General features: G+C 42.2%; 23 protein-coding genes and 1 pseudogene. 7 read left to right on the plus strand and 17 right to left on the minus strand.

Going from position 1 to position 22,817, the window contains the following annotated elements:
• The first annotated feature begins 1 nt into the window (after position 1).
• The 3 genes from H9X96_RS20945 to H9X96_RS20955 all read left to right on the plus strand — a co-directional run bounded on the left by H9X96_RS20945 (position 2) and on the right by H9X96_RS20955 (position 3,784).
• Positions 2-2,497, plus strand: coding sequence for a TonB-dependent receptor (locus H9X96_RS20945; RefSeq protein WP_187668163.1), 2,496 nt, complete (start codon positions 2-4; stop codon positions 2,495-2,497).
• Between the two features lie 154 nt (positions 2,498-2,651).
• Entirely contained in the window at positions 2,652-3,626 is a 975-nt protein-coding gene (locus H9X96_RS20950) for an alpha/beta fold hydrolase (protein WP_187668164.1), read from the plus strand.
• Positions 3,627-3,634: 8 nt separating this feature from the next.
• Positions 3,635-3,784: a hypothetical protein gene (locus H9X96_RS20955; RefSeq protein ID WP_187668165.1), complete on the plus strand. Its 150-nt coding sequence runs from the start codon at positions 3,635-3,637 to the stop codon at positions 3,782-3,784.
• On the opposite strand, the gene H9X96_RS20960 is transcribed toward H9X96_RS20955, so the two are convergent.
• From H9X96_RS20960 to H9X96_RS21035, 16 genes and pseudogenes are all read right to left on the minus strand, one after another.
• The gene (locus H9X96_RS20960) at positions 3,781-4,269 is read right to left on the minus strand and encodes an urease accessory protein UreE (protein ID WP_187668166.1); all 489 of its coding nucleotides are present in this window, start codon (positions 4,267-4,269) and stop codon (positions 3,781-3,783) included. The genes H9X96_RS20955 and H9X96_RS20960 overlap by 4 nt on opposite strands.
• Positions 4,259-4,966 carry a hydrogenase nickel incorporation protein HypB gene (gene hypB, locus H9X96_RS20965; RefSeq protein ID WP_187668167.1) on the minus strand — a complete coding sequence of 236 codons (708 nt, stop codon included), beginning with the start codon at positions 4,964-4,966 and terminating at the stop codon, positions 4,259-4,261. Before hypB ends, H9X96_RS20960 begins: the two co-directional genes overlap by 11 nt.
• A 25-nt stretch (positions 4,967-4,991) precedes the next feature.
• Positions 4,992-5,345 carry a hydrogenase maturation nickel metallochaperone HypA gene (locus H9X96_RS20970; protein ID WP_187668168.1) on the minus strand — a complete coding sequence of 118 codons (354 nt, stop codon included), beginning with the start codon at positions 5,343-5,345 and terminating at the stop codon, positions 4,992-4,994.
• Between the two features lie 5 nt (positions 5,346-5,350).
• Positions 5,351-6,163: an urease accessory protein UreD gene (locus tag H9X96_RS20975; RefSeq protein WP_187668169.1), complete on the minus strand. Its 813-nt coding sequence runs from the start codon at positions 6,161-6,163 to the stop codon at positions 5,351-5,353.
• Between the two features lie 12 nt (positions 6,164-6,175).
• The gene (ureG, locus tag H9X96_RS20980; protein WP_187668170.1) at positions 6,176-6,790 is read right to left on the minus strand and encodes an urease accessory protein UreG; all 615 of its coding nucleotides are present in this window, start codon (positions 6,788-6,790) and stop codon (positions 6,176-6,178) included.
• A gap of 9 nt (positions 6,791-6,799) precedes the next feature.
• Positions 6,800-7,486, minus strand: coding sequence for an urease accessory protein UreF (locus tag H9X96_RS20985; protein WP_187668171.1), 687 nt, complete (start codon positions 7,484-7,486; stop codon positions 6,800-6,802).
• A gap of 1 nt (position 7,487) precedes the next feature.
• A complete protein-coding gene (locus H9X96_RS20990; RefSeq protein WP_187668172.1) occupies positions 7,488-7,979 on the minus strand; it encodes an urease accessory protein UreE in 492 nt (163 codons plus the stop codon).
• A gap of 1 nt (position 7,980) precedes the next feature.
• Entirely contained in the window at positions 7,981-9,831 is a 1,851-nt protein-coding gene (gene ureC / locus H9X96_RS20995) for an urease subunit alpha (RefSeq protein ID WP_187668173.1), read from the minus strand.
• 87 nt (positions 9,832-9,918) lie between these two features.
• Positions 9,919-10,215: pseudogene (ureB, locus tag H9X96_RS21000) on the minus strand (urease subunit beta); the annotation flags it as partial.
• A gap of 18 nt (positions 10,216-10,233) precedes the next feature.
• Positions 10,234-10,536 carry an urease subunit gamma gene (ureA, locus tag H9X96_RS21005; protein ID WP_187668175.1) on the minus strand — a complete coding sequence of 101 codons (303 nt, stop codon included), beginning with the start codon at positions 10,534-10,536 and terminating at the stop codon, positions 10,234-10,236.
• Between the two features lie 63 nt (positions 10,537-10,599).
• A complete protein-coding gene (locus H9X96_RS21010) occupies positions 10,600-11,784 on the minus strand; it encodes a porin (protein WP_187668176.1) in 1,185 nt (394 codons plus the stop codon).
• 93 nt (positions 11,785-11,877) lie between these two features.
• Positions 11,878-13,272: a HAMP domain-containing sensor histidine kinase gene (locus H9X96_RS21015; protein WP_187668177.1), complete on the minus strand. Its 1,395-nt coding sequence runs from the start codon at positions 13,270-13,272 to the stop codon at positions 11,878-11,880.
• Positions 13,262-13,963: a response regulator transcription factor gene (locus H9X96_RS21020; protein ID WP_187668178.1), complete on the minus strand. Its 702-nt coding sequence runs from the start codon at positions 13,961-13,963 to the stop codon at positions 13,262-13,264. The genes H9X96_RS21015 and H9X96_RS21020 overlap by 11 nt, the downstream gene beginning before the upstream one ends.
• A 317-nt stretch (positions 13,964-14,280) precedes the next feature.
• Positions 14,281-14,748 (minus strand): hypothetical protein, encoded by a 468-nt coding sequence (locus tag H9X96_RS21025; protein ID WP_187668179.1) that lies wholly within the window; start codon positions 14,746-14,748, stop codon positions 14,281-14,283.
• 181 nt (positions 14,749-14,929) lie between these two features.
• Positions 14,930-15,613, minus strand: coding sequence for a peptidylprolyl isomerase (locus H9X96_RS21030; RefSeq protein ID WP_187668180.1), 684 nt, complete (start codon positions 15,611-15,613; stop codon positions 14,930-14,932).
• 3 nt (positions 15,614-15,616) lie between these two features.
• Positions 15,617-16,948, minus strand: coding sequence for a Gfo/Idh/MocA family protein (locus tag H9X96_RS21035; RefSeq protein WP_187668181.1), 1,332 nt, complete (start codon positions 16,946-16,948; stop codon positions 15,617-15,619).
• Positions 16,949-17,151: 203 nt separating this feature from the next.
• Between H9X96_RS21035 and H9X96_RS21040 the strand changes: the two genes are divergently transcribed.
• From H9X96_RS21040 to H9X96_RS21055, 4 genes are read left to right on the plus strand one after another with little or no spacing between them, the layout of a single operon-like run.
• On the plus strand, positions 17,152-17,832 hold the full coding sequence (locus H9X96_RS21040) for a TetR/AcrR family transcriptional regulator (protein ID WP_187668182.1): 681 nt from the start codon (positions 17,152-17,154) through the stop codon (positions 17,830-17,832).
• Positions 17,829-19,490, plus strand: a complete 1,662-nt coding sequence (locus H9X96_RS21045; RefSeq protein ID WP_187668183.1) for a peptidase domain-containing ABC transporter — start codon at positions 17,829-17,831, stop codon at positions 19,488-19,490. Before H9X96_RS21040 ends, H9X96_RS21045 begins: the two co-directional genes overlap by 4 nt.
• Positions 19,491-19,494: 4 nt before the next feature.
• Positions 19,495-20,841: an HlyD family secretion protein gene (locus tag H9X96_RS21050; protein WP_187668184.1), complete on the plus strand. Its 1,347-nt coding sequence runs from the start codon at positions 19,495-19,497 to the stop codon at positions 20,839-20,841.
• 4 nt (positions 20,842-20,845) lie between these two features.
• Positions 20,846-22,240: a TolC family protein gene (locus tag H9X96_RS21055; RefSeq protein WP_187668185.1), complete on the plus strand. Its 1,395-nt coding sequence runs from the start codon at positions 20,846-20,848 to the stop codon at positions 22,238-22,240.
• 56 nt (positions 22,241-22,296) lie between these two features.
• Here H9X96_RS21055 and H9X96_RS21060 read toward each other — a convergent pair whose 3' ends face one another.
• Entirely contained in the window at positions 22,297-22,716 is a 420-nt protein-coding gene (locus H9X96_RS21060) for a DUF2141 domain-containing protein (protein ID WP_187668186.1), read from the minus strand.
• Between the last annotated feature and the right edge of the window lie 101 nt (positions 22,717-22,817).

A 22,817-nucleotide genomic window follows, 5' to 3' on the forward strand; every position in this document is an offset into this window, starting at 1 on the left:
CATGAAGCACCTCTATTTAATTCCATTTCTTTGCTTTTTGAGCAGCTTATCTCTTATAAATCAAGTACAAGCTCAGGAAAGAGGCCACATCAAAGGTCTAATTCAGGATGAGCAGGGCATTCCTGCTTCAAACATCAATATTCGCCTCTCCGGCGACCCAATGGTACCCGGCGAGCCCATTACCCCAGGTATTCCCAGCATTTCTGGTCCAAGAAAGAGTGATCATCGGGGCGCATTCAGCTTCCGAAACCTTCCTTTTGGTGAGTATCAGCTGATCTTTACCGGAGTTGGATTTCAGCCTTATACCCGCTCCGTTTCCATCAATAAAGCACAAAAAGAAATTGAGATGAAACTGAATTTAAAAAGTACTGACGATCAATTACAGGAAGTCGTAGTAATGGGCAGAAAGAAACAATCTTATGTCAACACGAAAAGTTTCATCGGCTCAAAAATAGAATCCAAAATCACTGAAATTCCACAAACGATTTCTGTGGTCACGAAGGAGCTGATGGAAGACAAACAGGCCTTTTTAATTACCGATGTAGTAGCCGATTTACCTGGCGTGACTCAATTCTCTGCTTACGACGATTTGACCATCCGGGGATTTAGAAATGGCAATGAAAGCGGTTTTAGACTGGTCAATGGTTTGCGTTCCGGATATGGCTATGGCACCAGTTATTTCAGGGTTCCTTTAACACTCAATCTGGAAAGCGTGGAAATTCTGAAAGGTCCCGGTGCTGCATTATTTGGGGATATCAGTCCGGGGGGAACTGTAAACATGAACACGAAAAAGCCATTGGAAGAACGCAGGCACAGCATTGCTGTTGCTGCCGGGTCGTTTAACACCATCCGTACCATGATGGATCTCACCGGCCCGCTAGACGAGGAAAAAAAGATCCTTTACCGGTTAAATCTCGGTCATGAAACCACCAATACTTTCCGGGATATCAATGCTCGTAAATCCTTTATGATCGCGCCTACTTTCACCTTCAGGCCTACCGAAAACACCACCATCAACGCGGAAATAAATTACAGCAATTTTGATGGTTATCTGGACAGAGGAATGGGCATCAGAGGCGGAGATTTCTATGCCTTGAAGCGCAGCTTTACCCTGAGTCAGCCGAGTGATTATTTTAAGGTGAATGACATTTCCTTAAATGCTTCCTTAAACCACCGCATTAACGATCAACTCTCTTTCAATGCCAACTACATGAAATTCATTTATTCGGAAAACCTTTCGGAACACCGTACCCTGAATACCTTTGCGGATGCGCCTTTGAATACCATCATGAACATGCGTTACATTCAAAAGCAAACCAAAGAATATACCGATAATGTATCGGCATACCTGCATTACAAAGGCGGTGTAAAAGATTTCAAATATGATGTGGTGGCTGGTCTGGATGATGTGGGTTATGAAACCGATAAAGGAGGTCACCAATGGGAAGCCAGAAGCCAGACGATAGATGGAAAAGTTGTTCCTTTAAGGTTTGACCTTAGTAATCCGACTTATGAGCTGAGAAATCCGGCTTTGTACAACCGACTGCCTTTAGCACAATTCTTTGTGGACTACCTGAATTCTTCTTACCAGACCACCGGTATTTTTATACAAAACAGAATCCGCTGGAGAGAAAAACTGAACATCTTATTCGGGTTGAGGTATGAAAACTATGGCGACCAGCGGAAATTTGAAGGGGCCAGTTATGAAAAGGTAAAGCAATCCGTGTTCTTACCAAGGATTGGATTGACCTATGCCATCAACCAACAGTTCAATTATTTCGTCAGCTACAGCCAGGGCTTCATCCCCATCCACCCTCAATTCGTCCGCAACCCAGAGAATTATGGCCGTACAGAACCTTTCAAAAGTCAGACGAGTTATCAAGTAGAAACCGGTCTGAAAACGGAGTTTTTTAACCAGCGCCTCTTCTCTTCTGTATCGTTCTACCACATTGAACGTCAGAATATGCTGGTCAACACCGGACAAATTGCCGAAAATGGCAACCCGATCTACAGACAAAATGGTAGAGTAAAATCTCAAGGTGTGGAGTTTGACCTGAAAGGTAACTTGTTCCCATTCTTAAATATCAGCGCCAATTACGCTTTCAACCTGACAGAAGTTATGGAAAGCGACCTTAAATTGGAAAAAGGCATGATGAATGCCAATGCGCCGAAACACCTGGCTGCAGTTTGGGCAAAATACACCCAGCGCAATGGTGCCTTACAAGGCTTAGGAATTGGCCTTGGTGGACAATATGTAGGCAAAAAAAGAATGGAAAATACGGTGCAAAATATCCAGTCTGGGGAATTAGAATGGAACTTCTGGCCTTCTTATTTTGTAGCGAATGCCGCCGTATATTACAAATTGGACAAGATGAGTTTCTCCATCAATGCCAACAATCTGTTCGACAAATACTATTTTGTTGGTGGATTTGACTATACCAGAGCATTTCCCGGAAGTCCGAGAAACTTTATGACTGCCATAAAATATACGTTCTAGAAATCTATTGGCCTGAAGGGATTTTTTCCCGAAGGGCCATTTTTTCGCTCCGGAAGGCCTTAGACGATTAAAATTTGCTTTACATTAATATTATTCTTAAGAATTTAGCCGTATAGTTATTATCTTCCTAAACTATTTAAAGCATAACCATCAAATGACGAGCCCCCCCATCCTGTTCCAGCACCTTAGTCCTATCAAATCTAAAATCGCACTGTTACTTTTTATCACCGTTTTATCCCTCAAAACCCAAAGCTCAATCGCTCAGCAAATTTATTCAAAAGCCTACGGTCAAAAAGGAAACCCAGCATTAATATACGTACACGGGGGCCCTCGGGGTAATTCTACATTATTCGAAGGAACCACTGCAGCAGCGCTGGCAAAAAAAGGCTATTACGTCATCGTATATGATCGAAGAGGCGAAGGCCGCTCTGCTGATCCTGGCGCCAAAATGACTTTTGAGGAGGCCGCAATAGACCTGAACGGGCTATTACAACAATATGGCTTAACAAAAGTGAATATCTTAGGTCACAGTTTCGGTGGCCTGGTTTCCACTTTGTTTGCGAACACCTATCCTGAAAAAGTTGAACGCCTAATTTTAGTTGGGGCGTTATTTTCGCAGCAGGAATCTTATGACCATATCCTGAACACCAGTCTAAAATTAGCAGTGCAAAAGAAAGACACTGCCATGCTAAAAAAGATTTCCAATATTAAATCCTTCGACAAGAAAAGTGAACAATATCGGAAACAGACTTATGAGGTCGCCTCCTACCATGGCTTCTTCAAAATGCCAAGGCCGACCGAAGCATCAAAAAGAGTAAATGAGCAATACGAGAATAGCTTCTCCAAATCCAATATTCGAAATGATAAAGCTCCGACACTTTTTTATGAAAACGAATCGCGTGTCAACATTGACACAAAATCCATTCTAAAAAACCTCAGCCATAAAAAGATAAAGCTCTCTGCCATTTACGGACTTCAAGATGGCGTTTTCTCTAGCAAGCAATTATCAGATTTAAAAAAGATCACAGGCGCCTCGACTTTTTACGGTATAGAAAATTGCTCCCACTATCCTTTTGTAGATCAACAGGAAAAGTTTGTGAATAGTGTAATAGACATCATGAACAAATAACCAGTTAAATGAAAAAATTTTTAACCTTTATGGTCTCCATATTGATGACCAGCTGCTACACTTTTGGTCAAAATATTGATTATTCCAGTCAAATAGATCGCTTAATTGAAATCAAAAATCCAAGAAGCTTCAATGGTGTGGTCCTCCTGCAGGATTAACTCCTATTCTTGAGCGTCTGCTCATAAATATTCCCATAACAATTCACCATTTGTGAAGGATCCAATCTGAAATTGGCCAGGCTTACCGAAGCGCCATATTTTTGCTGCAATGCCGGAAACAACCGCCCGTCATAGGCAATGGCGATCTTATGGTCGTCGATCATGTAAATCGGCAGGTGTCGATTTCCTACATCAAAGCAAAACAGTCCTACCACTTCCAGATCATTGGAATGCAAGACCATGCAGGTACAGGGTTTAATGAAAATCCGGATCACTACCTCATCATCCTGAAAGATCAGCGTTCCTTGCTTCAGCACGATGTTACCTGGTTTATCCAGATGAATCATCCTGCCCGACAACGTTTCTCTTTTGATCAGCGTCCGGTTGACTTCATACCATTCCAGAATCAAACTGTCCTCTTCCTGCTGACCTAAAGGCTGTAAAAGAGGCAGTTTGCTGATCCTGATGATTTCTTTATTTAACATGTTTGGCTTTCTTCTCTGCTACTTTGGCTTTCAACCAGTTACACCATTCGTCCATCCCGGTATCCTGCAGACTGCTGATCGAAATCACGTCCAGATTAGGATTTACTTCTCTGGCATCTTTTGTTGCCGCTTCTACCGAAAAAGGGACATAAGGCAATAAATCTGCTTTAGACACTAACATTAACTCGCTGGTTAAGAACATACGAGGGTATTTTTTAGGTTTATCGTCTCCTTCGGTGGAAGCCAATACCGTTACCCTGTAATCCTCACCAAGGTCGAATGCTGCCGGGCAAACCAGGTTACCTACGTTTTCAATGAACAATAAATCGCAATCGGTCAGGTCGATATGGTCTAGTGCCTGTAAAATCATCTGTGCTTCGATATGACACATGCCGCCAGTTACGATTTGCAATGCATTGATCCCTACTTCGCGCATGCGGATCGCATCTCTTTCGGTTTCAGGATCACCCACCAATACGGCGATTTTCAGGTCATTCCCTAAACGCTTACCCGTTTCCTGCATCAAAGTTGTCTTTCCAGAACCTGGAGAAGAGCAGATATTGATGACACAGATTCCAGGGATTTTATCGCGCACTGCCTTAGCTACGTAGTCATTAGCTTTCAACAAGTTCAGTGTGGTATTGTCACATTGTACCGATCCTACCGGCATTTGATTACTTTTCGGTGTTGTTGTCATTTTATATGTTGATTTGAAGGTTAAATTATATGATGATTTGATCGTTAAAAATTACTTGACTGATACGAAGTTCTTCCCCCTGCACAATCTGATCTGAAGGCTGCCCACAGCTGCATACAAACTTGTGAAACCGTACCTCAAACTCGGTAGTACAGCTTTTGCAGTACGCAATAATTGGCAGCAGCTCAATCTCTACTTCCGTTTCCCTGAACCTCGTTTCTTCCAAAACAAATGCTTCAAAGGCGTTTTGAATGAGAATCGGCTGGACATTACAGAGTAAGCCAGCCTGTATTTTTATCTTGCTGATATGAGGATAGGTTTCTGGATAGGCTTGCTCCAGCGTTTTAAAAATATCCTTGACTATTGCTATTTCGTGCATAATAATTAGTTTTCAATCAGTTCCGCTGCTTGTTTTTTATGCGCCATAAAATCCATGCAGATATTAGCTACCGTTCTCATGAAATTATAAAGCAGATCCCCGTTGTTTCCCAATGCACGGAATAAAATCATTTGATCCGCCGCCATGGTAAAGCCAAAGGTGATGTCTTCATAAGCTCCGCTGAAGATCTCATCCAGTTCCTTTTTAAATTCTACCGCATATGCTGAGGCGATAATCAAGGTGCTCTGATGGGTATATCCCTCATGAAAGAGCATTTTATCGATCGGCTGTGCGGCAGGAATGAGCACCTGATTGTCTATGTACACAATTTTGCCTGACCTATAGATTTTAGTAGTACTGTGCAGCTTTTGGAATTCAAAAATTTCCTCTCGCTGTACACGCCCGGCACAAATGATATCTCCCCAGATTAAACTAGCCCCTTCTTCCAGGTATACCTCATTTAGGGTATGGAAAATAGCGTCTTTAAAGGGAGTGATCGGATACGGGATGAATTGAAAAAACGCATCCTTTCCTACCTTCACCAATGTTTGCTGCGTAGCTCCGATTTTCATGGGATGCAGCTTATTATACGATTGGGAATAGAGATGAAGAATGGCCTCCTCCGCGATATCAATATCAATTTTCAAATGGTCTTCGTCCATAATTCCCGGTGAAGAACTCATGATGATCAACTCCAGGTGCTGATGTTCCCGCTGAGATCCATAAGGCACTACTTTGTAAGGCATATTAAAAAAACTGTCTTTCATGACCGTCTTTTGCTCCTCTACACAAACGCTGATCTTAATTGCACTATCCATGGTTTTTCCCCCTTAATCTTCTAGCAAAGCATATTTCTTAATCCAATCCTGCACCTGATCTAAACCTTGTAAGGTCATCATATTGGTCAGGATAAAAGGACGTTCTCCACGCATGCGTTTGGCATCGCTCTGCATGATGGACAGATCGGCACCCACATAAGGCGCTAGATCAATCTTATTGATCAGCAATAGATCTGACCTGGTGATGCCAGGGCCGCCTTTTCTTGGAATCTTCTCTCCTTCCGCCACATCAATCACGAAAATGGTCACATCGGCCAGATCCGGACTAAAAGTAGCGGTCAGGTTATCTCCTCCACTTTCTACAAAAATGATCTCCACATCAGGAAATTTCTCGGCAAGTTCTTCCACAGCCTCTAGGTTCATGGAACAATCTTCCCGGATTGCCGTATGTGGACATCCGCCCGTTTCTACTCCAGCAATTCTTTCTGCTGGCAGGGAGGAGTTTTTCTGAAGAAACTCCGCATCCTCACGGGTATAAATATCATTGGTCACCACGCAAATGCTATAATCATTGCACATGGTTCTAGTCAATCTTTCGATTAATGCGGTCTTTCCCGACCCTACTGGTCCTGCGACCCCTATTTTCACATATTTTCTCTTTGCCATTTTATGTCATTATGAAATATAAATCCTTGTATATAATTTTTCATGCTGCATACACCTGATGTCCTGAGCGATACAGCAGCTGCCTAATAGTTCTACGGGCATATTTTCCTGTGCTTCCACCAATTCATCTATCAGCCCATGCAGGTTGTACAAAATCTTTTGTGCATCCATCTGGCTGATGGGTACCAGCTTGGCGCAATTGGTCACCATTCCGTTAAGGGTGTTGTAGTAAAATGCATGTAATGCGTCTTTCATGGGTATTTTAGCCGCATGCGCATACATGGCAAAAGCCATCGCATAATGTCCGTGTACCTCTCCGCCTTTGATCGCCTGCAGGTATTTTGTACAGCGCGGGATCGGCTTCAGGTTTTCCGTCACTTTCAGAAAACGGATGCCTAATTTCTTGCTCGCCTCTCTGATTTCAAAAGGTGCTTTATAGGCGGTGATCAGATCGTCCAGTTCCTGAACTCTGGCTTTTGTGGCATGACTGTCGCACATCTTCCAGGTTTTCATGAAAAAGGCGGCATCGTTATAATAAAAATTGTGCTTCAGCATCGTTTCCGCATATATCTTAACGGCTTTGCTATCTTTCACAATTCCTTTAGTCACATAGCTTTCCAGTCCATAAGACTGGGTGAAACTACCGATCGGAAATGCGGAATCATTAATCTGTAATAAGGTCAGTAATGCGTTCATGTTACTTGCTTGCTAAAGAAATTACCTGCCCTGATGAACTCCATTTGTGGATCATCAGGGTAGAGGTTCTTTCAATTATTCTATCTTCTTTGCGCGGTTTGAATCCCCCTCTTTTCAAAAATTGATACAGCGGTTCTTCGAATGCGATGATGACTTCTTTGTCTTTATTGATAAAAACCGGGATGTGCTTATTGCCAATTTCAAAACAGACAATGGCCATATCTTTAAAGCTGACTGGCTGAAACACGATACAAGGGCCAGGGATGATCTGCACCACAATGATGTTTTTCCCTTCATGGTGCAAAATATCGCCATGAAAAAGCTGCTCCTGTGCCAGATGTTGGATCGCAATTTCACGTCCCCCATCTGTTAGCATGCGCAGGATTCTCTTTGTCGTATCATACCATTCCAATTGCAAAACATCGATTTTACAGTTGGAGTAGCGTTTCGCATCGTCGTATAGGTTGGCAATAACCCGATCTACTTTTATCATTTTAGAAAAGGAAATAACGTTGTGCCATAGGAAGTACGGCCAAAGGCTCGCAGGTAGCAATTACGCCATCTACACGTACGTCATAAGTTTCCGGATCTACCGTAATATTTGGCATCGCATCGTTGTGCACCATGTCTTTTTTCATGACCGTTCTACAGCCTTTTACCGGTAAACTGGTACGGGCAAGGCCATAATTAGCGATCGCTCCATTTTCTAAAGAAGCTTTAGAAACAAAGTTGAAACAGATGTTAGACAATGCTTTACCGTGGTTACCGAACATCATTCTATAGATGATGGGCTGAGGTGTTGGAATAGAAGCATTGGCATCTCCCATTTTGGCACCCAGGATCATTCCTCCTTTAATCACCAGCTCAGGTTTTACGCCAAACATTTCTGCTTTCCATAAAATCAGATCGGCAATTTTACCAGGTTCAATAGAACCTACATAGGTATCAATTCCATGTGCTTTTGCCGGATTGATGGTATATTTAGAAATGTAACGCTTCACCCTGAAGTTGTCATTACCTTTTCCTTCATCTTCTTTTAAGGGACCTCTTTGAATCCTCATTTTATGAGCAGTCTGGAAAGTACGGGAAATCACTTCACCTACTCTACCCATGGCCTGACTATCAGAACTCATGATGCTGAACACGCCCATATCTTGTAGAATATCTTCTGCAGCGATGGTTTGAGGACGGATTCTTGAATCCGCAAAAGCCACATCTTCTTTCACATTTTTATCCAGGTGATGGCATACCATCAGCATGTCTAAATGCTCTTCCGCAGTATTGATCGTGTAAGGTTTTGTTGGGTTGGTAGATGCGGGCAAAATGTTAGGGTACATCGCGATCTTCATAATGTCCGGAGCGTGTCCTCCTCCCGCACCTTCGGTGTGGAAAGTATGGATCACACGGCCATCAATCGCACGTACAGTATCTTCTAAGAAACCAGCCTCATTTAGTGTATCCGAGTGGATGGCCACCTGAACATCGTATTTATCTGCTACTTTCAAGGCCATATCGATGGTCACTGGATTCGCACCCCAATCTTCATGGATCTTCACACCCAATGCACCTGCTTCTACCATTTCTTCGATAGGCGCCATAGTCGATACGTTTCCTTTACCGAATAAACCAACGTTGATGGGCAGGTTTTCAAATGCCTGCAGCATTTTTTCAATGTACCATTTACCAGAAGTTACGGTAGTCGCGTGGGTACCATCTGCTGGTCCTGTACCGCCACCGATAAAGGTGGTTACCCCGCTGTACAATGCCGTTTCTACTTGCTGTGGACTGATAAAGTGAATGTGGGTATCAATACCACCGGCAGTAAGGATCATCCCAACACCACTGTGTACTTCCGTAGAAGCACCGATGATCATGTGCTCCGTTACCCCATCCTGAACATCAGGGTTTCCTGCCTTTCCAACTCCAACAATCTTTCCATTTTTGATCCCCACATCACCTTTCACGATCCCCCAATGGTCAATCACCATCACGTTTGTGATACAGAAATCCAGTACACCTTCGTCTGCCAACGCACGTGCCGACTGGCCCATACCATCACGGATGGTTTTACCACCACCAAACTTGTTTTCTTCTCCGTATACGGCAAAATCTTTCTCGATTTCAATAAATAAATCCGTATCGGCCAACCTCACTTTATCACCTGTGGTAGGGCCAAAAAGCGCCACATATTTTGCTCTGGGAATGTAAAGGTCCCCATCTATATATTTAACGGAACCTGCGTCAAGGCCAAGTTTATCCAGTCCTAAAGACCTTAAACCAACTACACTGCCCATGGCAGTCATCCCAACTACCTTAATCCATTCTCTTCTATTCCAATCTGCCATAATATCTTATCTTAATTTTACGGTTTTATACTTTTCTGCATTCATTTTTGCGATCGCCGCTTCCTTTACTTTCTCATCCGTGTACTTACCACTGGTTAAGCCATTAAATCCGTGGATTTCTTTGTTGCCGCCAATCTCTACGAGGATGATGTCTTTGCTTTCTCCGGGTTCAAAACGGATCGCGGTACTGGCAGGAATGTTTAATCTTTTCCCATATGCACGTTCTCTGTCGAACTGCAGGTGTCTGTTCACCTCAAAAAAATGATAATGGGAACCTATTTGTATCGGTCTATCTCCTGTATTGGTCACAGACAAGGGCGATGTTTCGTAACCGACATTGGCCTTGATGTCTTCTTTTTTTATAATGTATTCTCCTGGTATCATTTTTTATAATTTTAAAGATTAGCGAATAGGATTGTGAATGGTAACTAGCTTTGTTCCATCTGGAAATGTCACTTCAATCTGCACATCATGGATCATCTCTGGAACGCCTTCCATCACCTGTTTTCTACTCAACAACTTGGTTCCGTAGTCCATTAGCGCGGATACAGTTCTTCCATCTCTTGCTTTCTCCATGATCTCTGCACTGATGTAGGCGATACATTCCGGATAGTTCAGCTTCAGGCCTCTTTTGAGACGTTTGCTGGCAAGCTCACCTGCAAGATGCAGCATCAATTTTTCGGTTTCTCTGGGTGTTAAACGCATAAAATATTATAGTATTAAATTTATTATCTGTTGGATTCTGATAGGATTGGATGTGAGTTTTTACTAGATCGCTTTCAGGTTAAAATAGGTCCCCAGAATGAAGCGGTTGTTTTTTTCCGAAGGCATTCCAAGGCGGTTTTTATAACTGATCTTATGGTCGATGTATCCGGCAAAAAGTTTCCAGTCCTGATTGGCAATTGGCTTGTATTCCAGGGCTGCATAGCCGGTCCAGTTTCTCCTGAAATCGGCACCTATTGCTTTGTCTTTAGAGGCGCTTGCGGTTTCATAAGCTCCTTTTACAGAGATGCCCCAATGTGTGCTCATCTGCTGATCAAACCTCAGCACTGCAGATTTATACACGATATCCCTGCGCATGATTCTATCTGCAGCATTAGTTCCTAAGAAAGCATGAATTGGATTGGAGGCCAACATAGTATGATCGACTCCATAATCAGAATACTGCAGATCTAAATAGACTTTTGTGTTTTTAGACTGGTACATATTTGCCAGGGAAAGGGAATGATTATCTGCTCCGGCAATCAGCTGGTTATAGTTATAAGACCATTTGGTATGGAATGCTTTATCGAAGAACTTCCCCTGCCAGGTGAAATAAGCACCCATTGGGCGTTCCGATTGCTTGAACTCCCCTGCTCGGTAACCAGCAGTTTTAATCAGCTGATCGAAAGTTTCAGTGGAAGTATTGTAGAGTTGTACTTGAAAATTATGGTTTGGGCTTGCGGTGTAGGAAAAGGTAGCCCCGACCACGAATAGGTTCAGGATACGGTCTACATAATCTGTAAAAATGTATTCATAAACCGGGTTGTTCACAAACTCGTAACTGCCCACTGCAGCGGCTTGCTTACCTAAAATAACTTCCCAGTCTTTCTGTTTACCGAAGCGGTAATTCACCTGAGCAAAGTCCAGCGCCCTCGACCCATTGTCTTGAGTAGTGGTAGTGAAAGCTTTGTTTAATCGGAAGCGAACTTTATAAGACAGGTCTGGATTCACATTACCGCTCAGTAATAACCTGGTTTCATCCATTCTGAAACCTGCGTTTAAAGCGCGTTCTTTATTCTGGCCAATATTTAAAGAGGTACGGCCAAGTATGTGGAGGTTAAAAATGGAAGGACTCGCCTGCTTTTCAGTAGCAAGGGAAGTCTTTTTTGTGGTATCAACTGGCGTTTGTGCCGAGGCTATTGCCGGACAAACTGCACATAAAGCTATACCTACACTGGTTCTGATTTTCATATCGCTATACTTAATGATACAAGTATAGGCGACAGACCTAATAACGCGCTAAAGCGAAGATTAACGCGGTATTAGCGAAAAATAAGAGCCAGATTAGAGAACCGCTATAGGACAGGTAATCGTCACGACTGTGCCTTTTCCTTCCGTAGAATCGATCGTCAGACTCGCGTCATGAAGTTCAAAGATATTTTTGGCAAGTACCAGTCCGAGGCCATTTCCGTAAATACTGCCCACATTGGAGGCCCGAAAAAAGGATTCAAAAATATGGGGTTTATCCTGATCAGGAATACCTATCCCCTGATCCACTACCCGGATAATGATCTTCAAATGGTCTACTTCAATACTGACTTTCACTTCCTTTTCATTACCATATTTACAAGCGTTAGAAATAATATTGGAAAGTCCGATGAAAAACAAATCCTGATTGACCTGAACAGTTAAAAGATTGCTATCCTCCGGAATGTTGGAGAAATCCAGGAAAATCCGATGGTTATCGTTCAGGTAGCCTTCAGATTCTTTTACACTATACAGCAATTCATCAATCCTGACATAGTTCATGTTCTGCACCTTGCCATCATAGCCTGTTCTGGAAAGCAGCAGCAGGTTGTTCACGATCAGGTTCATCCGATCCACTTCCCTGGACACCATTTCTAACGAGTAATGGGCAGGATGTTTGGGATCCAGGCTCTGCAATGCGAGTTCAGTCTCACCGCTGATGATGGTCATAGGAGTCCTCAAAGAATGCGAGGCATTGCTGATAAAGCTTCGCTGAGACTTCACGGCAATCTCCAATCGGCTGAGCATGTCGTTGATATTGGTGATCAGGACTTCAATCTCATCCTTTTCTTTAGTTTGATCTTTAGTTTTCCTGCTGGTTAACCGCAGGTTCAGGTTACTGATATTGATCAATCCAATACGCTTATTAATGGAAGCGATCGGATTTAACAGCTTATCGGCAAAATAAAAAGAGATCAGGAAGATGAGGAATAAGAAAATCACGATGCCTGAAATCAGTGCGCTATTGAGGTCGTTGTGTTCTGCAATCCCAAAATCGTCTACTGCCGAAGAAACCACTACCAGATTCTTATCGTGGTCTTTATCTTCAAAAAAAAGCGCAACATAAGCAGTATCACCCATCATGAGTTCGGCTTTTCCTTTTTCAATTGCTTCTTCAAAAAAAGCATTGCTCATCGGCAAAAGCGGTTCATATCGTGGCTGCTTCCTGTTTTTATCTACCCGCACCAGAAAATTCCTGCCAAGAGAAAACTGATTGATGAATTGATTACTCAGCTCATAATAACCTTTGTCTTTATAACTTTTTGAATTGAAGACATGCGTGCCTAACATTCTTGCGTTTTCTTCTAGCCTGATGTAGAATTTACTCTCCAGCGTCTTCGCCGTGAAATACGAAACATAGACTGCAAAAGACACCAGGATTAGACTCCCTATTGCCGAGGAAAGCAGAATAATTTTGGTTCTAATCTTCATGGTTCTCCTGGACTCTGAGTACATAACCCATCCCAATTACGGTATGAATCAATTTAGGACTAAAGTTTTTATCGATCTTTTTGCGGAGGTAGTTCAGGTATACATCCACCACATTGGTGCTGAGGTTAAAATTCATTCCCCAGACTTCTTCCAGGATATCCACACGGGTAATGATCCTGTTCATATGCTGCATCAGATATTCGAGGAGTCGATGCTCTGTTGCCGTCAGCACAATCACTTTTCCAGCCCTGGTGACCGACTTGCTGTCTTTATCAAGCACTAAATCAGATATGGTTAAGAGATTTGCAGGCGTAGTACGTACCGTTCCCGATTTACGCGATTTGCGAAAAACACGGGCTTTTAATTCGTCGATTTTGAAAGGCTTCGTAAGGTATTCATCAGCATCCAGATTAAAGGCTGCCACAATATCCTCCGTTTGATTTAAGGCTGAAAGAATGATAATCGGTACATCGGGGTCTGTTAATCTGATATTTCGGCAAACCTCCAGACCATCCATACCAGGCAGCATAATATCCAGAATAATCAGGTCAAACCGGTTCATTCCAGCCATTTTCAACCCGGTGAGCCCGTCCATTGCTACACTAATGTCTAAATCAATGTTTTCATCCATTAAGCTTCTTTTGATCAAAGAAACTACCGCTATCTCATCCTCTATTAACAGTATCTTCATCTTAAAACCCCTATCGTTATCATTATTCCCTATGCTGCAAATTTACTGAAAAATGATCGAGGCAAATTTGTATCGGAGAAAAAAAGACATTGAAACAATAAACTTCAAGACGAGAAACAACGCACAAGTCAATTTAATTTCCACTAAAGATCAATTGATTACACGACTTTAGTAAAAATAAAGTTAAGCTAAAGAGGTGTTTAATCCTATCTCTATTTCCAAGGCAGTCATCAAGTAAATGCCTTGGAAATGAGAATTTATGGTAAGGAATGGACTAGGCAAATCGCGATTTTAAGTCATACGCTATAATAGCTTTTTTATTTCTTAAAAACCAAGAGGCCTTTATCTCTAATGATATCGACTTTGTTGAATTTAACATTTTCCATCTCATAGGGGTTGCAATGATTTACAGGTTTTTTAACCGTGTAAAACAAGGAATCTATTGGCGTATCTGCGATTTTAATCAGCAAGGTATCAATAGGTTTGTGATAATCAAAGGCAAGTGAAAACGCAGCTATGTCGCCGCCAACAGGAATTAAACGCAATGGCTCCTTAAATGTCTTATCTTTTGTTCTGTAGACGTTAATTTCATTGATTTTATACTTTGGACTCTCGCCGAAAAACAGGTCTGCTCCGGAAGTTTTATCTACGACTTGAAAAAATGTATTCGATGAAGGTGGATCACAGCCAGGATTTCGGTCATCATCCATGGTTTCTTTGAGACAAGCGGACAGGAAGATAACACCTGCAATCATTAAGAAATAAGCAGCGGGTCTTTTCATCATAATTTAGTTGGTTTAAAACTTGGTGAATACCTATTAAACGTAAACCAATTACTTTTCGCTACAGACATCATGCTTTTAGCAGATGCTTCTTAGTATATAGATGACCATACAAGGGGCTAACCATTCCTGATTTCGCAAGTTAATGTCAATAAAAATAGCCGGTGATTTGAAATACAAATTGCTAATTTACACGGGAATCCAACACTTTCCTGATTACTGCGGCCTCTTTCTTAGATAACAACTGAGGTGTGAATGTAATTGGCGTTAGTGGTAAATCATGCTGATCCGTTTGGGCTGAATTGATGGCATCCGCTACATCCATCCCTTCTACAATTTCTCCGAATATCGTATAATCCAGATCCAGGCGAGGGATTCCTCCGATCTTTTTGTAAGCTGCCCTTTCTAGGGCAGAAAACCGATGCCCTTTCTTATTTTCCATGGCATTCAGTTCTTCGTCGGTTTGAGGTTTGCCTGCAACCAGGTAAATTTGCGTAAAGTAAGAACTGTGTTCCGGATTGTCGTTTCTACCGGCTCCCAATGCGCCTTTCTTGTGAAAAAGACCAGGAACAATCTCTGCAGGTATGCGCGCTAAAGGCTTTTCTGGCTGCTGTTTTTCTCTATCCAGAATGGTTTCATCCAACTCTCCCCCCTGACTCACAAAACCTTTAATCACCCGGTTAAAAGCCGCGTGGTCATACAAACCTTGTTTTATGGTTTTCAAAAAGGCATCCCTGTGCTTAGGCGTTTGGTCGTACAGCATCAAGGTGATGTCACCTTTGGTGGTCATTAAACGTACAAATTTTGATTGTCCATAAGACATCAGGGTAAATAATGCTAACGCAGCAGTGGTAAAAAGAAACTTCATATTTTAGATTTTTGGCAAGTTATAACCATTATGGTAAGGCGCCATTAAATATTTGCTATTGATTTGTTTGTCGGTAAATTGGTTTTTCTGGGCATCCCAGGTTAGTTTTTCTCCGGTTTTGTAAGCGATATTACCCATTTGGGCGATACTGGCCACGTGTGCTGCAGCTTGTATGTCACAATTTAAACCTTCTTTCTTTCTTGACCTCACAGCAGCAAAGAAGTTCAGCATGTGGTTGTTAAGACCATTATCCGAGGCTTTCAGAAAGGGTTTGCTCACTTTATGACCGCTTTGTCTTTCTTCGATCACTTCCCATCCTCCTCTATTCAGAATCAGCGTTCCATTGTTGCCAATGTAGGCGATGCCATGATCCCTGTTGTAAGAACCGTTATCAATGCCCATGGCAGAATCCCATACCATGTTAAATTTTTCAAACTCATAAAGTGTAGTCAATGTATCAGGAGTCTCCTCATATAAATCAGGATAAGCAAAGCGGCCACCTAATGCAGAGATACTTTTTGGAATCGGCGATCCCATCCCCAGTAAACCGTAGTCGATCAAATGTACACCCCAATCTGTCATTAATCCACCTGCATAATCCCAAAACCATCGGAAATTAAAATGATACCTACTGGAATTAAAAGCGCGTTTTTTTGCTGGCCCTAACCATAAATCATAGTCTACACCAGCGGGAACTGCCGTATCCGGAACTACAGGCCCAGGCTTCATCCAACCTTGATAACACCAGACCTTAACCGTTCTGATGTTCCCGAGCTGTCCGCCTTTCACAAAATCTACCGCATCTTTAAAATGCTGCTGACTCCGCTGCCATTGCCCTGCCTGTACCACTTTGTTGTATTTTTGCTGCGCCGCAACCATTGTACGGCATTCCAAAATTGAATTCCCAACCGGTTTTTCTATATACACATCTTTACCTGCCTGACAAGCATGGATCATCATCAAAGCATGCCAATGATCCGGACTTCCTATAATCACCGCATCAATGTCTTTATTGTCTAATAAGGCACGATAGTCTTTATACGCCTTCACCTTTGAAGCAGCTATGTTTAAACCCTTCAGCTCCCCCATCCTTTTGTCTAACACGTTTTGATCCGAATCACACAGCGCGACTAAAGTTACTCCTGGAACATTTAGTGCGGCTCTCAAATCTGACCAGCCCATTCCGTTGATCCCAATTACTCCGATATTGATCTGGTCATTCGCCCCAATTGTCCGCTCATAAAGCGCATAAGCAGGATTATCGAGTGCAGAAAGCAGAACTGTACTACCTAAAGCGCCAGTACTATTTCGGATAAAGTTTCTTCGGTTGAGCATCTTTTTATTTCTTTAAAGGTTCATAAGGACTGTAAAATACAAATAAATCGTTAGGTAAAGGAATAAAATAAGCCTTCCCCATCAAAAAAACAAAAACCGATTATGGCTTTAAAGACCACTTAAAGGCAGTTTTAATAAAAAATGTAAGTATTCTTATTATTTATGATAGTAATACTATTACATTTGCAATAAACACAGCTATTATGGATCAGCTATTGGCAAATATAAAAATACAGGTGAACGAAAAGATCTATGTGAAAGATCCGGAAAGCACCACGCTTGGCAGAAAGATCATCAAGCACAGTCTGATCATCATGGATGAAATCGGCTTTGACAACTTTACCTTTAAAAAGCTTGGGGAGCGCATTGGTTCCAATGAGAGTTCCATCTACCGATATTTTGAAAACAAGCATAAATTACTGGTTTACTTCTCTTCCTGGTACTGGAGCTGGATAGAGTATAAAATGGTCTTTGCTACCGCCAACATCGCGGCTCCTTTAGACCAGCTGCTCAAAGCCCTGGAACTGGTGACAGAGAAAATTGAGGACGACCTGAACACCCCTTACCTCAATGAAGCCTTACTGAATAAGATCATCATTGCGGAATTTACCAAGACATTTTTAACCAAAGAGGTGGATGAAGAAAACAAAGAGGGCTTCTTTTTGATTTACAAAAGAGTGATCAGCAGAATGGTAGGAATGGTGGTCATGATTGATCCGGAATACCCTTTCCCGAAAAGCTTAATTTCGAGCATCGTGGAAGGCGCATTACACCAGCATTTCCTGAAAGATCATTTCAAAACGATTACCGACTGCAATGAAAACACCAGTCCGACTGCCTATTATACAGACCTTATCCAGCGCATATTAAGCCCAAAATCATGACCCCGGCAAAAAGATTCTTCAGTCTGCTAAAGCTTGACAAAAAAGACGTAACTCAAATATTTTTATACGCCATCATAGCCGGACTCATCAGTCTGTCGCTGCCCTTAGGCATTCAGGCGATTGTAAATTTCCTGCAAAGCGGCAGGGTCAGCGTTTCCTGGATCATCCTCGTGATCGGCGTAGTTACCGGCGTTGCTTTTGTAGGGATTTTATCGCTCATGCAATTGCGGATCACAGAAAACCTGCAGCAAAAGATCTTTGTACGTTCTTCTTTTGAATTTGCCTACCGACTTCCGAAAATCAAGTTCGACGAACTCTACCATGAGCTTTATCCCCCGGAAATTGCCAACCGCTTCTTTGACACGTTAACCATTCAAAAAGGCGTTTCCAAGCTCATGCTGGATTATTCTTCCGCCTTGCTGCAAATCGGTTTTGGGATCATTCTGCTGTCTTTATACCATCCTTCCTTTATCCTGTTTGGCGTATTATTAGTGGCCATGCTGTACCTGATCTTTAAGTTTTCTTATACCAAGGGATTGGATACCAGTTTGAGTGAATCGAAGTATAAATATCGCGCTGCAGAGTGGCTGCAGGAGATTGCAAGGAATAAACATAGCTTTAAAAAATCACTGAACTTTGACTTTGCCCTTCAAAAAAACAACAGCTTAACCAACAACTACCTGGATTACCGGGAAAAACACTTTAACGTCATCAAGCGGCAATATGGACAGCTGATCATCTTTAAAGTGATCATCACTGCTGGCCTGCTCCTGATTGGAGGTTACCTGGTGCTGAATCAGCAAATGAACATCGGACAGTTTGTCGCCTCAGAGATTATCATTTTATTGGTGATCAATTCGGTAGAAAAAATCGTACTGGGTCTGGAGACCTTTTATGATGTATTGACTGCTGTAGAAAAGATTGGAAAAGTAACAGATATGGAAATAGAAACCTTGTCGGAAGCCGAAGGCAAGCCACTTTACGACCGTATTACCCTGGAGGCAGATCAAGTATCTCTCCGATTCCCAGGCGCCGAAACCGATATGTTAAAAGACATCTCCCTGAAAATTGAACCGGGCGAAAAAATCATCCTGAATGGCGCAAATGGCTCCGGAAAAACCACTTTAATCCGTACCCTTTCCGGCTTATTAAAACCCACTTCCGGTGCATTATTTATCAATGACGATACTTTCCGTCAGATCGACATCAATCAATACCGCGCGCAGATTGGGGTGATCATTCAAGGACAAAGCCCATTTGAAGGCAGCATCCTGGAGAACATCACCTTCAATGACCCCGCCGTTACAGCGCAAGATCTAAGATGGGCATTGGATGCGGTACAGCTGAGTGACTATATCAAAACCCTTCCTCATGGACTGGATACTAAAATATTTCCGGAAGGTAAACAGCTGTCTTCTTCTAATGCACAGAAAATCATGCTGGCCAGAAGCATCATTCATAAACCAGCAATTTTGCTTTATGAAGACCCGACAGACCGCCTGGATCAAGATACGGCAGATGCCATCATCGCCTTCATTTGCGCTGAAAGCCAGCAATGGACGGTTATTGTCTCCTCTGCAAACCCAACCTGGAAGTTGAAATCCAACAGGTCAATTACTATGAAAAACGGAAAAATCATCAACGACCTAAAGAAATAAGAAAATGCTAAATTTATCTGATCAGAAAAATACGCAGCAGCATATATTAGACCGCTATAGTGCGGTTAAAAACCTAGGAAACCGACCGCATTATAAAATATTGAACAGGTTGATTTTAGCGATATGCATTATTGGGATCATCGTCCTGTTTCTACCCTGGACACAAAACATTTCCGGATCTGGTGCTGTAACTGCCTTAAAACCCAATCAACGACCGCAAACCATCAATACCGTCATCGCCGGAAGGATTGAAAAGTGGTATGTACAAGAAGGGGATTATGTAAAAAAGGGCGACACCATCATCTTTCTTTCTGAAGTAAAAGAAGAATATTTTGACCCAAACCTGTTAGAAAACACGAAGGATCAGGTGAATGCCAAGAAAATGGCACTGGAATCTTATCATGGAAAAGTAGCTGCACTAAACGCACAGGTGAGCGCATTGGAAGGCGAAAAAAGCCTAAAACATCAGCAGGCAAGGAATAAAATTAAACAGTCTCTTTTGAAAATAGAGAGCGACAGTATGGATTTTGAAGCGGTCAAAATACAGCTTAAAATTGCCCTTACACAAGCAGAACGTTCCATTCAACTTCAAAAGGAAGGATTAAAGCCAGTTACCGATGTGGAAGAGAAACGGTTAAAACTACAGGATGTACAGGCAAAAGTAACGACTCAGGAAAACAAACTATTGACTTCCAGAAATGAGCTGATCAATGCCAGATTAGAGGTAGAGCGCCTTTCCGCAGAATATGCAGAGAAAATATCTAAAGCCAAAGGCGATAAATTTACCACACTCAGCAATCAGGCCGATGCTTCCGGCCAACTGAGTAAACTGGAAAATCAATATGCAAATTATAGCATCAGAAATGGCATGTATTACATCAAAGCGCCGCAAGATGGGTATGTAAACCGCGCCCTGCAATCGGGATTGGGCGAGACTGTAAAAGAAGGCGTCCCAATTGTGAGCATCATGCCGGCAAAATATGAGTTTGCGGTAGAAACATTTGTCAGCCCTATAGACATGATCCTTTTGAAAAAAGGTGAAAAGATCCGCGTATGGTTTGATGGTTGGCCAACGATTGTATTCTCCGGCTGGCCAGATATGTCTTATGGTACATTTGGTGGAAAAATTGTAGCCATAGAGAATTTTATCAGTCCAAATGGCAAGTACAGGGTATTGATCGCACCAGACCCCGAGGAAGATCAATGGCCAAAGCAATTGAGCATGGGCTCAGGTGCAGAAACCATTGCACTGCTGGAAACGGTACCCGTATGGTTTGAAATCTGGAGAACACTGAATGGCTTCCCTCCCAACTATTATCAATCGGAAAAACCTGCTACAGCTAAAAAGTAAGCGCATGAAAATCAAAAAATTAATACTGTTCAGCTGTCTTTTCTGCACTTTACCCGGCTTTGCACAGGAGCTTAAACCAGAAGTACTGACTTTTCCGGAGTTTCTGGGCTACGTCAAAAAGTACCATCCTGCGGTGAAACAGGCAGACCTCTTGCTGAGTAAAGCCGAAACTGCCCTGATGATGGCTCGTGGTGGTTTCGACCCGAAACTGGAAGTCGATTTCAGGAATAAACAATTTAAAGGAACCGAGTACTATTCTTTGTTTAACAGCAGTTTCAAAGTTCCCACCTGGTATGGTATAGAAGTGAAAGCGGGTTTCGACAGCAATGACGGCAATTACCTGAACCCACAAAACAGAACGCCAGACAATGGCTTGACTGCCTTAGGCATCACAGTTCCTTTGGCTCAGGGACTATTGATCAACCAGCGAATGGCAGATCTTCGGATTGCTAAAATCCAGCTCCAGCTAAGTAAATCAGAGCGCCAGTTACAAGCGGTAAATATCCTTTACGATGCTTCTACCGCTTATATCAACTGGAAAAGGACATATGATGAGGCCAAGCTCTACCAGGAATACCTGACTTTTGCCGAGAAACGGGCAGAAGGGATAAGAAAACTCATCAAAGCTGGAGATAAAGCTGCTGTTGACAGTATCGAGGCGAGAATTGTCATTAAAAACAGGCAATTGAACCTAACAGAGGCCGAACTGAAACTGGCCAAGGCGAAGTTGGAGCTTTCCAATTACTTATGGATTGAGAACATTCCGATGGAATTAAAGGAAACCATGATACCGGAAGCGGAGCTGGAAAACGACCTGAAAGTGGCGCTCAATTTCGATGCGCTGGTATCTGCTAATGACGTTTTAGCCAAGCATCCTAAGCTGATGGCCATGCAGCAGAAAATAGAAATCCTGACGATAGAACAGAAATTGAAGCGCAATATGCTGCTGCCCAAATTAGATGTGGGTTACAGTTATTTATCTGATCCCTACTATTTTAATGACTTTGAATTGGGCAATTATAAATTTGAATTGAAGTTTAGTGTACCGCTGTTCCTGAGAAAAGAAAGGGGTGCTTTGAAATTGGCTCAGCTAAAGATCAACGACAGTCAGCTGGACCTTAATCTGGAGCGTTTACAGTTGAAGAACAAAATTACTGCACAACAGGCGGAGATCAAATCTATACAGCAGCAAATGGCCATTACCAACTCACTGGTCGGTGATTATGACAAGATGCTGCAATCTGAAGAAAGGTTGTTTTTAATGGGAGAAAGCTCGGTATTTTTGCTCAATTCCAGGGAAAATAGTCTGGTGAGCACAAAACTGGCTAGAATTGCCCTGCAAAATAAGTTCTTAGTTTCTAATGTAGACCTGTTTAGAATAAAGGCAAACACTGAATAGTGACTCATGTGTCATTGCAGCAAGCAATTATAATGGCTAACTCTTTTGAACTTCCACTAGTAATGCATTTTGATCACCATATTGGTACCCTGCTCCTGTTTAAACTTGGTGTCTTCAAACTTTGGGGCAGACAATTTAGGGATGAAATTCTTGGAGAAAGCATAACCTTCTTTAGGAATCCCGAGCATATTGGTATTACATTTTCCATCACCATTTTCATCATGATAAAGGGCCACCGCATATTCTCCGGCAGGCAAATCATTAAAAGTAAAAATCTCTGTTCCTGCTTTCACCTCCCTGACCATGGTTTTATATTCCTTCCCCGGTTTAATAAACGAAGCTTTACTGTTGTATAAACTCACCTGAATATTTCCTTCCAGATGATTGATATTGGTGACCGTTATTTTTAAGGGCCCCTTTTGTGCGTAGCCGAATTGAACGGCAAAAAGCAATGCGATTGCTATGATATTTTTCATATATGTTTTCATTTTTAGATCATTCATTTAATTGATATCCTGCTCCATTCTATATTTAGAGGGGCATCCTTTTTGTAAACAGCAATTTTTTGCTGCGATTA

It is taken from the genome of Pedobacter sp. N36a, assembly GCF_014472395.1.
Lineage (GTDB): Bacteria > Bacteroidota > Bacteroidia > Sphingobacteriales > Sphingobacteriaceae > Pedobacter.

Bases quoted from the DNA above. Each gene is read 5' to 3' on its own strand.
- H9X96_RS20945 (WP_187668163.1), top strand. From the start codon at position 2: ATGAAGCACCTCTATTTAATTCCATTTCTTTGCTTTTTGAGCAGCTTA.
- H9X96_RS20950 (WP_187668164.1), top strand. From the start codon at position 2,652: ATGACGAGCCCCCCCATCCTGTTCCAGCACCTTAGTCCTATCAAATCT.
- H9X96_RS20955 (WP_187668165.1), top strand. From the start codon at position 3,635: ATGAAAAAATTTTTAACCTTTATGGTCTCCATATTGATGACCAGCTGC.
- H9X96_RS20960 (WP_187668166.1), bottom strand. From the start codon at position 4,269: ATGTTAAATAAAGAAATCATCAGGATCAGCAAACTGCCTCTTTTACAG.
- hypB (WP_187668167.1), bottom strand. From the start codon at position 4,966: ATGACAACAACACCGAAAAGTAATCAAATGCCGGTAGGATCGGTACAA.
- H9X96_RS20970 (WP_187668168.1), bottom strand. From the start codon at position 5,345: ATGCACGAAATAGCAATAGTCAAGGATATTTTTAAAACGCTGGAGCAA.
- H9X96_RS20975 (WP_187668169.1), bottom strand. From the start codon at position 6,163: ATGGATAGTGCAATTAAGATCAGCGTTTGTGTAGAGGAGCAAAAGACG.
- ureG (WP_187668170.1), bottom strand. From the start codon at position 6,790: ATGGCAAAGAGAAAATATGTGAAAATAGGGGTCGCAGGACCAGTAGGG.
- H9X96_RS20985 (WP_187668171.1), bottom strand. From the start codon at position 7,486: ATGAACGCATTACTGACCTTATTACAGATTAATGATTCCGCATTTCCG.
- H9X96_RS20990 (WP_187668172.1), bottom strand. From the start codon at position 7,979: ATGATAAAAGTAGATCGGGTTATTGCCAACCTATACGACGATGCGAAA.
- ureC (WP_187668173.1), bottom strand. From the start codon at position 9,831: ATGGCAGATTGGAATAGAAGAGAATGGATTAAGGTAGTTGGGATGACT.
- ureA (WP_187668175.1), bottom strand. From the start codon at position 10,536: ATGCGTTTAACACCCAGAGAAACCGAAAAATTGATGCTGCATCTTGCA.
- H9X96_RS21010 (WP_187668176.1), bottom strand. From the start codon at position 11,784: ATGAAAATCAGAACCAGTGTAGGTATAGCTTTATGTGCAGTTTGTCCG.
- H9X96_RS21015 (WP_187668177.1), bottom strand. From the start codon at position 13,272: ATGAAGATTAGAACCAAAATTATTCTGCTTTCCTCGGCAATAGGGAGT.
- H9X96_RS21020 (WP_187668178.1), bottom strand. From the start codon at position 13,963: ATGAAGATACTGTTAATAGAGGATGAGATAGCGGTAGTTTCTTTGATC.
- H9X96_RS21025 (WP_187668179.1), bottom strand. From the start codon at position 14,748: ATGATGAAAAGACCCGCTGCTTATTTCTTAATGATTGCAGGTGTTATC.
- H9X96_RS21030 (WP_187668180.1), bottom strand. From the start codon at position 15,613: ATGAAGTTTCTTTTTACCACTGCTGCGTTAGCATTATTTACCCTGATG.
- H9X96_RS21035 (WP_187668181.1), bottom strand. From the start codon at position 16,948: ATGCTCAACCGAAGAAACTTTATCCGAAATAGTACTGGCGCTTTAGGT.
- H9X96_RS21040 (WP_187668182.1), top strand. From the start codon at position 17,152: ATGGATCAGCTATTGGCAAATATAAAAATACAGGTGAACGAAAAGATC.
- H9X96_RS21045 (WP_187668183.1), top strand. From the start codon at position 17,829: ATGACCCCGGCAAAAAGATTCTTCAGTCTGCTAAAGCTTGACAAAAAA.
- H9X96_RS21050 (WP_187668184.1), top strand. From the start codon at position 19,495: ATGCTAAATTTATCTGATCAGAAAAATACGCAGCAGCATATATTAGAC.
- H9X96_RS21055 (WP_187668185.1), top strand. From the start codon at position 20,846: ATGAAAATCAAAAAATTAATACTGTTCAGCTGTCTTTTCTGCACTTTA.
- H9X96_RS21060 (WP_187668186.1), bottom strand. From the start codon at position 22,716: ATGAAAAATATCATAGCAATCGCATTGCTTTTTGCCGTTCAATTCGGC.